Origin of the sequence: Aliiroseovarius sp. Z3, from assembly GCF_029105185.1 — a bacterium.
GTDB lineage: Bacteria > Pseudomonadota > Alphaproteobacteria > Rhodobacterales > Rhodobacteraceae > Aliiroseovarius.
Map to the genome: position 1 here is coordinate 214,710 of NZ_JAFMZK010000005.1, position 13,707 is coordinate 228,416.

Sequence of the window (13,707 nt, forward strand, 5' to 3'; positions counted from 1 at the left end):
TCGCGTATGCAATGTCTGCGCGTCTGATCAAGGTGTTATTCGGCGGCGTCGCGTTTGGGCAAAACCCAATCCGGGCGCACGAAATGGCACGTATATCCGTTGGGAATACGTTCAAGATAATCCTGATGTTCTGGCTCGGCTTCCCAGAAGTCACCAACAGGTTCGACTTCGGTTACGACCTTTCCGGGCCATAGACCCGAGGCGTCCACGTCAGTGATGGTGTCCATGGCTTCCGCCTTTTGGGTGTCATTAACATAGTAAATCGCGGACCTGTATGATGGACCGATGTCATTGCCTTGTCGCATGGGCGTTGTCGGATCATGGATCTGGAAGAAAAATTCCAGCAATCGGCGAAAGGAAATCTTCTCAGGGTCAAAGATGATCTCGATCCCCTCGGCGTGGGTGCCGTGGTTGCGATAGGTCGCATTGGGCACATCGCCACCCGTGTATCCCACGCGTGTCGATATCACGCCGGGCAGCTTGCGGATCAAATCCTGCATACCCCAGAAACACCCACCTGCCAGAACCGCGCGTTCTTGTGCCATCAGATATCCTCCACTTGGTCGAGATAGGCACCATAGCCCTCCGCTTCCATCGCGTCACGATGCACGAAGCGAAGTGACGCTGAATTGATGCAGTAGCGCAGACCACCCCGATCCGTAGGCCCATCGGGGAACACATGACCCAGATGGCTGTCGCCATGAGTCGATCGGACTTCGGTCCGCACCATGCCCAGCGTTGCGTCTCGCAATTCGGTGATATGGGTGGTCTCGATCGGTTTTGTAAAGCTGGGCCACCCACATCCGCTTTCATATTTGTCCGTGGATGCAAACAACGGCTCACCCGAGACAATATCGACATAGATGCCGGGCTCCTTGTTATCGAGGTATTCGCCGCTTCCGGGACGCTCCGTGCCATTTTCCTGCGTCACGTGAAACTGTTCCGGCGACAGTTTTGCGATGGCGTCAGCGGACTTGGTATAAGTGCTCACTTCAATACCCCTTTGGCAGCATAGTTCTTTCCCAGATGGGTGTTGGACAGCCAATATTCCATGGCTTGAAGAATGCCAATGCACCTGACGCCCTGCTATGAGCTTTCACAGCTTGAGAATTAAAGTAATTGGTGATGGTCGTTATTGGAGGCGAGTACCGGAATCGAACCGGTGTACACGGATTTGAAATCCGGAAAACTTCATTGATTTCAAAGGGAGAAATTGCAAACGGACTTGTTTCGTTCAGGGTCACTTTTCAATAGGTTATGAGGCCCAAGTAAACGGTTTTTCACAGGCTCTTGCTCTGGCGAGAAGGCAAAGAAAAACCGCTGAGGGGGCGGCCACCCACCTCAACGGCATAGCAGAATATTTCCGTCCCAATACCTACGGCATTTCCAGTCTGACCTCAACCCAATTGGCGGTGAGATCATGAGCTGGCGCATCGCAAATGAATGCGCAGAGCGCCGCTTTGGCAGCGCAGCGCGCAAGCAGATCATCATGTTTCTGGCTGATAAGGCGAGCGACGACGGCTCTGGTATCTGGTGTTCGAAAGGGACAATTCAGCGCCACACAGAACTCAGCGAGAGCACGGTCAAGCGCACCATCATCGACTTCTTGCGCGAAGGCATTCTGATCGAGACGGGTCGGCGGCACTGCAAGAACGGCTACACCGTCATTTACCGAATTGTTCTGGAGCGCGTGGCCGCGCTCGAACCCAAGGCTGAGCCCGATATTGAGACGGTGGACCCCAAACCATCCTAAAACCATCCATAAACCACCTACGCGCAGGCGCGAGGTGGCGGAGGAGGTTGAAGATCTTGAAGCTGAGAAGATCTTGGTGGCCTATCCTGAAGACAGGATCCGAGACCGTCGAACCAGTCTGCGAATGATCGCAGCAGCTGTGAAGGCCGGAGTGAAGCCCGATGATCTGAAGCAGGCGGTCAAAGCCTATGCCAAGGAAAGCGAGGGCTACACGCGCAGCAAGGTCTGTTTCTCGGACAATTGGTTCAAGATGCGCCGGTGGGAGAAGGGACCGGCCCAGATCCAGGCCGACCGCGAGAAGGCGCGAGAGGCCGAAGCCAAGGGCCGCGCCAGCCTTGCAGAATGGATCCACGAGCGCCATCCCCTGTGTCTCCATATTACGAACCGCCAGATCGAGGACTTGATCGCGTCAAAGCTGGTGACGCCCGAGCAGGTGCGAGCTGCAGGGCTGCAGGCATGAGTGCGGCTCGAGTAATACGCTATAGCGTAAAAAGTGAATATTTACGTTGCAGCGTAATTTGTTTTCATTTACGCTATGCCGTAAAAGGAGCCGCATCATGGACCTCACAGCACGAACGGCCGAGCAGATCGGCGAGGCACTCCGCCGGACGCGCAAAGCGCGCGGCTGGACCCAAAGCGATATCAGCGCGCGCACGAATTTGCGCGTCGCGACGATTTCGTCGCTCGAGAATGGCGACGCGGGAACCAAGCTCGCCACTGTGCTCGCTGTCATGGCGGCTCTTGGGCTTGAGTTCCGATTGGTGGAGCGCGGTGGCTCGCTTGAAATCGAGGATATCTTCTGATGGCCAAACGCGGGCGTAGCGGCACGATGCAGGTGCTTCTGAATGGAAGGCTGGTGGGGGCATTGCGTCTCGCAGGCTCGGGCGCAATCAACTTCACCTATGATCCGGACTGGCTGTCGTGGGAACACGCCATGCCCATCTCTCTATCCCTGCCTTTGCGTGAAGTGGCACACCAGGGCGGCCCTGTCATTGCCTACCTGGAAAACCTGTTGCCCGACAATCAGGCGATACGCGAACGCGTAGCCGCTCGGGTGCGTGCAGGCGGTACGGACGCCTGGCACATGCTGGAGAAAATCGGGCGCGATTGCGTAGGGGCTTTGCAGTTCGTTTCGGGCGAGATCCCCGAGTTTGGCGCACTCGAGGGAGAGCCCGTTTCAGAGGCACAGGTTGCGGATATGTTACGCAACCTCGCAAACGCTCCGCTTGGCTTGGATGAGGAAGACGACTTCCGCATTTCTATCGCAGGGGCGCAGGAGAAAACGGCGCTGCTACGCCACGAGGGCGCGTGGATCCGTCCATCGGGGCTCACCCCAACAACCCATATCCTCAAGACGCAGCTTGGCGTTCTGCCCGCAGGGATCGATTTGTCTGACAGTGTTGAGAACGAATTTTTCTGCATTAGCCTTTGCCGTGCCATGGGTATGGATGTGGCTGAAGTCGAGATTGCCGACTTCGAGGACGTGCGGAGCCTTGTTGTGACCCGGTTCGATAGGCGCTGGACCAAAGATGGCCGGTTGATCCGCCTCCCGCAGGAAGACTTCTGTCAAGCGCTGACTGTCCCACCCAGCCAGAAGTATCAAATGGACGGCGGGCCAGGGATCACCGAAGGGATCGGATTACTGACCGGAAGTGATGCCCCCGAGGCAGATCAGCGCGCCTTCTTTCGCGCGCAGGTGCTGTTCTGGCTCTTGGGCGCGACGGACGGGCACGCAAAGAATTTCAGCATTGCATTGCGCCCCGGAGGTTTCCTTATGACCCCGCTTTATGACGTGTTGAGCGCACAAAAAGCCGTGGATGACGGTCAAATCCGCCAGAACCGGATGCGCCTCGCGATGGCGGTCGATGGGCACTATCGGATCAATGAGGTGGTGCCTCGCCATTTCCTGCAGGCTGCAAAGACGGCTGGTTTTGGTGTGGCGCTGGCGGAAGAGATCTTGTCGGACATTGCGACAGAGCTTGAACCCGCCTTGGACAAGACACTCGCAGACTTGCCGGATGGGTTCCCACAGCCATTGGCCGAAGCCATTGTTGCTGGCGCACGACGTCGTTCAGCTGCCTTTTAAGCCGTATGATCCGCAGATCATATTGACTGACAGCAATCTGCAGGCCCAGTACAGCAATTGCAGCGTTCCGGGCCAACTTGACGGACCAGCCCAGCGATTGATGGCCAAACTCAGATCCTCAACGCCGTGTTTCTGATTGCTGAACATAAGCGGGCAGTCGTGTCAGACGCGGTTAAGCCCCGCTTCAACAAGAAACTTCCCCTGCACCAGCGCATTCCTCGCGAGGCAAGTTTCTCGCTGACAGCCCCTTGGTGCCAGCTTTGGGCATGTTCATCGAAACACTCAAAGTGAGGATCAAAACATGGCTACTCAAACTCTGAAACTGAACGTCAAATCCGGCGAAAAAGACGGCAAGAACTTCTGGGACCGCTGCGGCGTCCTCTTCGTACACACCGACGACGGCGGCAACATCACCTCGATCAACATCAAGCACAGCATGTTCTCCGATGTTGAGATGGTCGCTTTTCCGCGTCGCGATGAAGAACCGATCACCGAATAACAATACACCAGGGCGGGTTTCCCGCCCTGGTGTATTGTTATTCAAGGGGGCGCAGGGTCGCTGGTTGCCCATCACAGTCTTGCTTTGCGTTTTCGATCTACGAAATTGACTTAATTAAGGAAAATGTGCAGCGCGAAGGTTGCGGCGATCGCAATTGCACCCAGTCCTAGAGTAACCTGCTTGATGATGAAGAACGTCGTTTGCAAAAAAATAGGCGGGATGGTTTCTGCTGAATTTGTAGCCTTGCTCCCTTCGGTTTAAGGCATGTTTCACAGACAGGTATGCGCAAAGATATTGAAAATAGTCGCTCGCAATCGAAATGACTGCCAACGCTCCAGCTGTGTTGATCCAGATTTCATGAGCCTGAATATAAGTCTTCGAGAACTTGGCATCAGAGGCTTGAACGGCGAAAACCCATGCGACAATCCCAAAGGCAACAAACCGTGTCGTTTCACTTAGCCGAGAAGTGACGACGGTTTTTTGTTCTAAGCGTTCTTTGTGCGCTGCTTTCTTTTCGGCGTCTGTCATCTTTGCCTACTACTCGCGGTTAACCATAGGTCCGGGGTCGTCCGTGTCTGGTTCATCGTCCGGATCGTCCGAAGTGGCATTTGCTCCAACAATTGAATCATAAACACGCTTCACGAGGCCGTTGGCCGCAGCCTCTCGAAACCGATCATCGTTCATGAGTTTGGCAAAAATCTCTTCGTTGCCTTCCATGCGTTCAATGAACATGCCTTCAAGCATGGAGTTGAAGACTAGGGAAAAGTTGTCCAGCGTGTTCGCCCGCGCGGCTTCCCGCAACTTTTCTTTCCCTGTTGCGACCTCAACCACTTGATCGAAGAACAACTCATCAGCTTTGTCGAATTCGGTCCCAAACCGCTCATTCAACGTGTCAACCAACAAACTCAGCTGGACAGCTTCATCTTTAGAAATCCCTGATCCTACTTCCGTTGGCCCTTTCAGCGGAACAGCTTCACCCCGCGAAAGGTCGATGCCGCCTTCGCTGATTTTCTGCAGGCGGTAGTATTGTAGCTCTACCTCGTCGCCGAATTGAAATGGATCGTCCTCTGCGCGTTTCGGGAGTTTCGGGATAAGGAGGCGGAGGTAGGTGTAGAGCTTTTCTTGGTCTGAGTCCTGATACGGTACGACCTGAGACAAGAAGGCGTAAAGGTTTCGGAAACTGGTGAGCTTGCCACGCAGTAGCTCGCGGTCGGCATCTTCCAGAGCCGCAAAGCGTTCAACGGCCAAGTCAATCAAGGCATTCATGTTGCGATGATCGGAAGCCGTCGGTTCTTTGCGGTTCTTGAACCAGATTTCGCAAACCTGATCGACTTCATCGCTGCCAAGAACACGCCATTCTTCGATCGAATGCTGCAATTCGTAAAGTTGGTGCGGATCCGGCGCTTCACCAGCGTCTGTAGTTTCGTAGTAGTCTTTGAATGATTGGAAAATCTCATCACGTTCGTTGACGAAATCCAGCACGAAAGTGTTTTCTTTGCCTGCTGTCCGTCGATTAAGGCGCGAGAGCGTTTGGACCGCCTGAATGCCTGACAAGCGCTTGTCGACATACATGGTGTGAAGCAAGGGTTGGTCGAAACCAGTTTGATATTTGTCAGCCACGAGAAGCACCTGGTATTCTTCAGTGCCGAACTTTTCGGGCAATTCGCTTTCTTTGATGCCCTTGTTCATTCCGACTTCGGTGTACTCTTTTTCGGGGAAGTCTGGATCCTTCACCGAACCGGAAAACGCCACCAGTGCCTTGATGTCGCCGTAGCCTTTGTCTTTGACGTATTTGTCGAAAGCCAATTTATAGCGAACCGCATGCAAGCGCGATGCGGTGACCACCATCGCTTTGGCGCGGCCACCAATCTTATGACGCGTATGATGGCGGAAGTGCTCAATAATTACTTCCACCTTTTGCGCAATATTATGCGGGTGCAAGCTCATGAAGCGCGCGAGCTGCTTGGCGGCCTTCTTGCGCGGCACTTCTGGGTCATCTTCGATCGACTTGATTAGCCCGTAATAGGCTTTGTAGGTCGTGTAATTCTTGAGCACGTCCATGATGAAGCCTTCCTCGATGGCCTGCCTCATGGAGTAGTGATGAAAAGGGGGCTTTCCGTTCTGTCCCGGCTCATTGAAGACCGCTAGCGTCTTAAACTTGGGCGTAGCGGTGAAAGCGAAAAAGCTGATGTTCTTCTGGCGGGGGCGTTTGAGCATCTTCTGGAACAGGGCCTCTTTTGCCTCGTCCGAAAGGCTTTGCTCCTCTTCGTCGTCGATGATCTGTTCGGCGATGGTGGCCGCAATACCCTCTCGGTTAAGTACCTTGCGCAATTCCATGGCTGTCTCGCCACTTTGCGAACTGTGCGCTTCGTCAACGATAACGGCGAAGCTCTTGCCAGATGTATCGATCTGAACGCCTTCACCCTTCTTGGACAGCGTGTCCAATGCCTGCGCGATGAAAGGGAACTTCTGGATCGTGGTGATCACGATTGGGACGCCACCTGACAGCGCCTTGGCGAGCTGCTGGGTGTTTTCGTCGATCTTTTCGACCACGCCTTGCTTGTGCTCGAACTGATAGATCGTGTCCTGCAGCTGTTGATCCAACACGCGGCGGTCAGTGATCACCACCACGGTGCTGAATACCTTCTGATCAGTGTCATCATGCAAACTCGACAAGCGATGCGCCAGCCAAGCAATCGAGTTTGACTTGCCAGACCCAGCCGAATGCTGAATCAAATAGTTGTGGCTCGGCCCCTTGGCCTTGGCGTCAGCAACGAGGTTCCGAACTGCGCCTAACTGATGATATCGCGGGAAGATCATAGTTTCCTTGCGCGAGGTCTTGATCCCGCGCGCTGTCACGACCTTGGTTTCCTTGACCTCCAAATGAAGATAGCGCGCCAGGATATCCATCAGGCTATCCTTGGTCAGTACCTCTTCCCACAGATAGGCCGTGCGGTAGTTGTCCTCATCCGGCGGATTACCCGCGCCGTGCCCGTGCCCCTTGTTGAAGGGCAGAAAGAAAGTCTTCGATCCGCTCAGCCGCGTGGTCATGTAGGCCAGATCGGTATCAACCGCGAAATGCACCAGCGCCCGTTCCTTGAAGCGGAAAATTGGGCAGGTCGGGTCACGGTCGAACTTGTACTGCTTCTTGGCGTGTTCGACCGTTTGGCCGGACATCTGGTTTTTAAGCTCCATCGTCACGATCGGCAGACCGTTGACTGAAAGCACCAAGTCGAGCGAGAGCCCCTTTTGCTTGGGATCGAAATGCACCTGCCGCGTGGCGGTTAGACGGTTGGCGGCATAGTCTGCCAGCGCGTCAGGGTTCATGCCCGAAGCGGGCGCGAAATAGGCTAGCTTCCACGTTTTGCCGAAACACTTGAACCCGTGACGCAGCACATGCAGCGAGCCTTTGGTAGACAGTTCCTTGCAGAGCGAGTCCAGCAGGGTGCCCTTGGCGCGGTCGCCGTGGAATTCTTGCAGGCTGGCCCAGCGTTTGGCCTGTGTCGCCTCGATGAAGGCGATGACATCGTCAGGGAACAGCCCGCGTTCGGCATCAAAGCCGTCAGGGTCACCCAAGGCATACCCGCCGACAGTAGTCAGGCTTTCGGTGATGGCATCTTCAAAACGGATTTCGGTATGTTTGCTCATAAAACTCAGCTTATCTTTATGTTTCTTTCATGATCCAGCTCTTCCAATGTCTGACCGCGCACGTCGGCATAGTTGAAATGGCGGATCTTTGGATCAACCCTCAGATATTTTCCGTCGGCTTGCAAATAGGCATCTGCCTCGGTCTTGTCTGTCAAAAGGAATTTGCGGAACTGAAAGGGCACCTTGTCGCCAGTGTAGTGCTGGACGATTGAATGGATGCAGCGACACCAGCTTTCGGTACGCTCTAATTGCGCTTTGACAGTGTCAGCTGGGATGTTTTCGCTCTTGAATTCCAACGCATACACGCCGATGCAGCGCTTTTCCTTTTGGAAAAGCACGAAATCACATCGTTTCGACCACGGTTGTGACGTGTCGTTGAAGAAATGAAAAAGCGGTTCAACGTTACCCTTTCCGTTCTTTTTGTCCAATTTGAGCGCAAAGGTGGGGCTGCCGAACTTCAGGTCGACCGTCCGGGTTACTTGCCCTGTTCTGGTATCGACTCTTTCCTTGAGTTTGACCTCATCCACGCCGCGAGCAAGTTTATAGTACTCCGCAAAATAGCTTTCGAGACAGTCGAAATACGTACCAACATCAGTGGTCATTTATGCCACCTTGATCTTGCCGGTCACTGCGTTAGCGATCAGTGCAGTTCGGTATTCGCGCAGGTGTTCTATCGCTTCACGTGTCTTCTGAGCGGTTTGGTCGATCGCTTTCGTTTCATTGGTAAGCTGGCCAACAATGGCTTGCTGCTCATCAAGCGGTGGGAGAGTTATCGGCAATATTGATTGATACCCTTCGCTGAGTGAAGGAACCGCGCCGGGATTGGTATGCTCCCCAAAATCGACCGTACTCATCCAATAGAACCCCCAGAGCGGCAGGACTTTGGATGGGTCTACGATCCAAGCCGTCATGTTATTGTCGATGCAGCAATTAGCTGTCGAAATGCGACGCCTGTTCAGAAGGAGAGCCGCGCCAATCTTTGCGTAAAGAATGGCATCAGGCGGAATGACGGTCGCGCGCAGCTTTGCAGCTGTCTCACGGCCAATTGTGTGGGGAGCGGATGTGAGGTGGATACCGTCTTCCGACTTCGCCAGATCTCCCACCTTATAGAAATAGAGTTCTTCGCCCTGAACATTCTGAAATTCGTGCGGGAAGCCAGTACCGCCGGTGAGGGTTCCAACATCCTTTAGCCGTCTGACTTGCCAGTGTGCGGGCACTTGATCGAACCAAACGACGCCGCTGGGTTTCATGGGGGCGTTGGGGTTGAGGCCTTTGGTGACGGCGTGGGTGATCAGAGCGGTGCGTTGTTCGGCCAGGAGGCGCAGAAGCTCTTCCTTTTTGGCGATCAGATCATCAATCTCGGCCGTCTTCTCATCCAAAAAGTCCGCAATGGCGGTTTGTTCTTTGAAGGGCGGGCGAACGCCGGATATTGCTACCAAGTCTCCTGGGTTAATCGCGGGGTAACTGACGCCCGTAGATTTTGAAACAACTTCTCCCACAAAACCCTCTGATTGGATGAAATAGCCAAGGAAGTCAGGGTTCATTGTTTGGTCAGGGCGGATGACGGCAAAGCCCGTTGAAACGATCATGTTGTCAACTGGGTTTCGAATAGGCGCAATTGCCTTTAAGTACGTCCGAACCGTCGAGACGATGGTGTCACCTTCACGAACAACGCGACGCGCTCGAGACGGGGCCTTTTCGAACTCGACCTGCTCGATTTTTTTGATGCCTTCGACCAAGCTGACGCTGGAAATATCAACGTAATTCAGCATCAACTCAGGATCGGTGGCCTCCGGCAAAGCTTCGTCATTGAAGGTCGAAACATATTTGATCGGTTTCACCTCCCATCCCTCAGGCACTTGGCCAAGCCATGGGATGCCGCTGTCCTTGTATGCCGGATAAGGGGCGTAGCTCATGCGGTGATCCCCTTAAGCATCTCCATGATGTCGCGGGTGACATCCTCGATATCTTTTTCAATCTTCTCGAGCTTGCGCGGGGGCTCGTAGACGTAGAAATGTCGGTTGAGCGGGATTTCATAACCCATCTTAGTTTTCTTGTGGTCGACCCAGGCGTCAGGCACATGCGGATGCACCTCGGCGGCCAGATAGGCCCCGATGTGATCATGCATGAGATCGGGCAGCTGAACATCCGTCAGCTCGCCTTCACCCGCGTTCAGCATGGGCAGTTCGATATCCTTGGGCAGCGGCACCAACTCGGTATCGCGCAGCTCGGTATCCGGCTCGGGGTTGCCTTTGGCGTCGGTACAGGTGTCGGCGGTCTCATCCCGTTCCGACAGCGCGCTGAGGATCGCCTTGCGGATCGGCGCTTCGAGCTTGATGCCCGCAGATTTGAACGCGACGTTAAGCGTTTTGGTGAAGTCGTCGCGGTTCTTGACCAACGTGTCGGGCATGCCCTCCAGCACGGCAATGATCTGGGCCTGCAGCGCTTTGCCAGCCTCTTCCTCCGCCGCGATGACGGCACTGTCCTTACGCTTTTTGCTTTCGGACAGCTTGGCAAAAGTCGTCTCGCCCGCCAGCCGAGCGATGCGTTCCCCGCTGGCCTGGAAATTCAGCTTGAGCGGGCGTTCGACCGTGATCTTGAGATAACCGAAGTCGCGGTTGTCGAAGATCTTTGAACAAATCCGCTCTTTGGTTTCGCCGTCGATGATGACGCGCGAGGTGTCGTCGTGTTTGAAGGCGGCATAGAGGCGAGTGATTTCGCCGATATGGTCTGGCTTGCCATCCTCGCCGTCGCCAAGTTCGTGGCGCTTGTTGCCCAGGCTCTTGCGCATCTTCATGAAATGCTTGGTGCCGTCGATCAGCTGTACCTTGCCGCGACGCTCAGGGCGTTTGCGGTTCGATACAATCCAGATGTAGGTGAAAATCCCGGTGTTGTAGAACATCTGATCTGGTAGCGCGATGATCGCGTCGAGCCAGTCATTTTCGATGATCCAGCGGCGGATATTGCTTTCGCCTGATCCGGCGTCGCCCGTGAAAAGCGGTGAGCCGTTGAAGACGATGGCGATTTTGGAACCGTCGCCGCCGATCTCGGGGCTGGGGCGCATTTTGCTGATCATGGTCTGTAGAAACAGCAGAGCACCATCATTGATACGCGGTGTGCCCGCGCCAAAGCGGCCCGAGAAGCCGAGCGCGTCGGCCTCTTTCTGAACGATGGATTGCTGGGTTTTCCATTCTACGCCGAAGGGCGGGTTGGCCATCATGTAGTGGAATTTTTTATCCGAGTGACCGTCTTCGGTCTTTCCGTCGCCCAACGTGTCACCGAAGTGGATATTGTCGATCGGTTCATCCTTGATGAGCAGGTCAGAACAACAAATCGCGTAGGACTCGGCGTTGTATTCCTGACCGTATAGAAGCAGGTTGGCTTGAGGATTCTGCTCGCGGATGTATTCCTCGGATACCGAGAGCATGCCGCCGGTCCCGCAGGTCGGGTCGTAGATCGTGCGCGCGATGCCGGGCGTGTAGACGTCTTCATCCTCGGTATACATGAGGTGGGCCATCAGGCGGATGACCTCGCGCGGGGTAAAGTGATCCCCGGCCTCTTCGTTGGCCTGTTCGTTGAACTTGCGAACCAGCTCTTCGAAGACGTAGCCCATCTGCAAGTTGCTGACGCGATCGGGGTGCAGGTCAACTTCGGGCTTGGCGAACTCTTGGATCACCATGAACAGACGGTTGGCGTTGTCGAGCTTCTCAATCTCGGCATCAAAGCCGAACTTTGAGAAGATGTCTTTAGCCTTGGGGGAGAAGCCTTCGATGTAGGTGACCAGATTGCGCGCGATGTTGTTTGGATCCCCGAGCAACTTTTCAAAGTCATATTTGCTGACGTTGTAGAGCGGTTGCTCCCGGTCATCGGTTGCGGTTTTGCCGAGGATCTTGTGGATCGCGTCTTCACTGTGGCTCTGGGCCTTCAGCTTTTCGTACTGTGCGAGCACTTTGTCTTTATTCGGAGCGAGAACCAGATCCATGCGGCGCAGAACCGTCATGGGCAGCATGACACGACGATACTGTGGGGGGCGGTAAGGGCCGCGAAGTTTGTTGGCGATGCTCCAAATGAGGCCGACAAGTTTATCGTGGTTCTGATTCAAAGGATTTGCCCCCCAACTGCTCAAGATTATTGCAGGCAATTTATGCGTATTCTTGGGCGTTTGCCATCCGAATTACGGGGCAGCGTAAAAAATGGTTCGCTTTTTAGTTGTGTGTTTTTGGAGTGATTGTGTCTGCACCGAGGCTCAACGGACCGTTGGCCCGCTCACCCCGTTCCAGACATCATTTTTCTGATTTGGTCCGCCCAACATCCCTGACCGTGGCGGTCAACCTTGGGCCATCCCCAAAATAAGCCACCAATTTCCCCTGTCTCGCGGGCAAGCCATTCCTCGCGCGGCAAATTGGCGTTTGATTTCGGCGCAGACATTTTCTTCGCAAATGTGGCCGATTGACAGCCCCTTTCAGGACCGTGGGTCGGGCTTTGCCCTCTCCCACTCTGTTCCGCCGAATACATGCGTATTCGGTCAGATCAGGTGGCCGAGGCGCAGCCCATCGGCGGAAGGGGGCGCGAAGCCTCACCTGCGTCACTTTGATCGAGGAGGCCACAAATGGCACCGAAGTTTGATGTTTATCCGCAAATGGCTGGAACTGTTCCGCGAGGAGTTCGGTGCCGATCCTGTCGCAATGTTCGAAGAGCGCGCCTCAAGGGGCGAGGTCAACAATTGGCGCAAGAAGTGGCTTCATTCGCCCAAGCAGCACGATATGGCAGGAACCCACGCGCACGGATCCTCAATTAGGCGGTGGAAGAGGGGAAGCTGAAAGAGCATCACTGCCGCAAACTCAAGAAGCTCTACCAATCGAACCGCACAGAAATCATCTGGACGAGTGGCGACGTCGCTCAATTCAATAAACACGCGCCGAAATGGGTGCAGAGGATACTGACCGCCGGATGCGAAACCGGCTTGCGAGCGGCCGATCTGGTTCAGGTCAAAATGGACCAATTCGAAGACACGCCGCACGGCAAGCGCCTTCGTTTCAGGACCAGTAATCGCGGCCAGATCGCATATATCCCTGCCACATCGGCACTTGAGAAATTGATCGCAGAAACGCCGGAAGGCCAAGAGGTGTTGCCGGTGTCAGAGCTTGGCAGGCCTTTGATGGCCCGTTGGGCATCGAACCTGATCACCAAGTGGCGGCGCGAAGCTCAGATCCCCCTTGGATCGACGGCAGGGAGAAGACTCTGTCTGATACGCGCGGGACGGCGGCGACAAGATTGGTGAATGCCGATTTGTCTTTGCGCCAGATTGCGGTGCTGATGGGGTGGTCGGTTCGCTACGCGGCGCAGGTAATCGAGCATTATGCGCAGGTTAGCCCGGACGAAAGCGATGCGGTTTTGCGCAAGCTCAATCGAGCAAAATCACTGTCTCAGGAGACAAAAATGTAAACGCCCCTGTAAACGCGGGCCCCCAAACACGGTAAGGAGTAATGTAAGTGATTGTTTTTAAATGGAGGCGAGTACCGGAATCGAACCGGTGTACACGGATTTGCAATCCGCTGCGTCACCACTCCGCCAACTCGCCATCCGTGGTGTTTGGCTTCTCTATCGCCATTTCCGGGGACATGTCCAGCCCGGAACCGCTGTGCGGATGTAAAACAGCTGTTGAAATCAGATTTGTCGGGCTGCGACGCTTTATCCATATCGTTCGGTGCGGGATTGCCG

Annotated in this window: 15 protein-coding genes and 1 tRNA gene; 8 read left to right on the forward strand and 8 right to left on the reverse strand. The window is 54.8% G+C overall.

Annotation, left to right across the window (positions count from 1 at the left end):
• Positions 1-35 precede the first annotated feature (35 nt).
• A complete protein-coding gene (gene msrA / locus J3R80_RS11085; RefSeq protein WP_275393840.1) occupies positions 36-545 on the reverse strand; it encodes a peptide-methionine (S)-S-oxide reductase MsrA in 510 nt (169 codons plus the stop codon).
• Positions 545-991, reverse strand: a complete 447-nt coding sequence (gene msrB, locus J3R80_RS11090; RefSeq protein WP_275393841.1) for a peptide-methionine (R)-S-oxide reductase MsrB — start codon at positions 989-991, stop codon at positions 545-547. The genes msrA and msrB overlap by 1 nt, the downstream gene beginning before the upstream one ends.
• A 429-nt stretch (positions 992-1,420) precedes the next feature.
• Between msrB and J3R80_RS11095 the strand changes: the two genes are divergently transcribed.
• The 5 genes from J3R80_RS11095 to J3R80_RS11115 all read left to right on the forward strand — a co-directional run bounded on the left by J3R80_RS11095 (position 1,421) and on the right by J3R80_RS11115 (position 4,338).
• Positions 1,421-1,753 carry a hypothetical protein gene (locus J3R80_RS11095; RefSeq protein WP_275393842.1) on the forward strand — a complete coding sequence of 111 codons (333 nt, stop codon included), beginning with the start codon at positions 1,421-1,423 and terminating at the stop codon, positions 1,751-1,753.
• A gap of 34 nt (positions 1,754-1,787) precedes the next feature.
• Positions 1,788-2,213, forward strand: a complete 426-nt coding sequence (locus J3R80_RS11100) for a hypothetical protein (protein ID WP_275393843.1) — start codon at positions 1,788-1,790, stop codon at positions 2,211-2,213.
• A gap of 97 nt (positions 2,214-2,310) precedes the next feature.
• Entirely contained in the window at positions 2,311-2,556 is a 246-nt protein-coding gene (locus tag J3R80_RS11105) for a helix-turn-helix domain-containing protein (RefSeq protein ID WP_036560649.1), read from the forward strand.
• A complete protein-coding gene (locus J3R80_RS11110; RefSeq protein WP_275393844.1) occupies positions 2,556-3,839 on the forward strand; it encodes a type II toxin-antitoxin system HipA family toxin in 1,284 nt (427 codons plus the stop codon). Before J3R80_RS11105 ends, J3R80_RS11110 begins: the two co-directional genes overlap by 1 nt.
• Positions 3,840-4,140: 301 nt before the next feature.
• Positions 4,141-4,338, forward strand: a complete 198-nt coding sequence (locus J3R80_RS11115) for a hypothetical protein (protein ID WP_275393846.1) — start codon at positions 4,141-4,143, stop codon at positions 4,336-4,338.
• 114 nt (positions 4,339-4,452) lie between these two features.
• On the opposite strand, the gene J3R80_RS11120 is transcribed toward J3R80_RS11115, so the two are convergent.
• The 5 genes from J3R80_RS11120 to J3R80_RS11140 are packed head-to-tail and all read right to left on the reverse strand — an operon-like array spanning position 4,453 to position 12,088.
• A complete protein-coding gene (locus J3R80_RS11120; protein WP_275393847.1) occupies positions 4,453-4,866 on the reverse strand; it encodes a hypothetical protein in 414 nt (137 codons plus the stop codon).
• Between the two features lie 9 nt (positions 4,867-4,875).
• On the reverse strand, positions 4,876-7,986 hold the full coding sequence (locus J3R80_RS11125; RefSeq protein WP_275393848.1) for a DEAD/DEAH box helicase family protein: 3,111 nt from the start codon (positions 7,984-7,986) through the stop codon (positions 4,876-4,878).
• 5 nt (positions 7,987-7,991) lie between these two features.
• Positions 7,992-8,588, reverse strand: a complete 597-nt coding sequence (locus J3R80_RS11130) for a hypothetical protein (protein WP_275393849.1) — start codon at positions 8,586-8,588, stop codon at positions 7,992-7,994.
• Entirely contained in the window at positions 8,589-9,902 is a 1,314-nt protein-coding gene (locus tag J3R80_RS11135; RefSeq protein ID WP_275393850.1) for a restriction endonuclease subunit S, read from the reverse strand.
• A complete protein-coding gene (locus J3R80_RS11140; RefSeq protein WP_275393851.1) occupies positions 9,899-12,088 on the reverse strand; it encodes a class I SAM-dependent DNA methyltransferase in 2,190 nt (729 codons plus the stop codon). The genes J3R80_RS11135 and J3R80_RS11140 overlap by 4 nt, the downstream gene beginning before the upstream one ends.
• Positions 12,089-12,611: 523 nt before the next feature.
• Between J3R80_RS11140 and J3R80_RS11145 the strand changes: the two genes are divergently transcribed.
• From J3R80_RS11145 to J3R80_RS11155, 3 genes are read left to right on the forward strand one after another with little or no spacing between them, the layout of a single operon-like run.
• A complete protein-coding gene (locus J3R80_RS11145; RefSeq protein ID WP_275393852.1) occupies positions 12,612-12,806 on the forward strand; it encodes a hypothetical protein in 195 nt (64 codons plus the stop codon).
• Positions 12,788-13,267, forward strand: coding sequence for a hypothetical protein (locus tag J3R80_RS11150; RefSeq protein ID WP_275393853.1), 480 nt, complete (start codon positions 12,788-12,790; stop codon positions 13,265-13,267). Before J3R80_RS11145 ends, J3R80_RS11150 begins: the two co-directional genes overlap by 19 nt.
• Positions 13,264-13,431 carry a hypothetical protein gene (locus J3R80_RS11155; protein WP_275393854.1) on the forward strand — a complete coding sequence of 56 codons (168 nt, stop codon included), beginning with the start codon at positions 13,264-13,266 and terminating at the stop codon, positions 13,429-13,431. Before J3R80_RS11150 ends, J3R80_RS11155 begins: the two co-directional genes overlap by 4 nt.
• A gap of 62 nt (positions 13,432-13,493) precedes the next feature.
• On the opposite strand, the gene J3R80_RS11160 is transcribed toward J3R80_RS11155, so the two are convergent.
• Positions 13,494-13,567: transfer RNA gene (locus J3R80_RS11160), tRNA-Cys, on the reverse strand.
• Positions 13,568-13,707 lie beyond the last annotated feature (140 nt).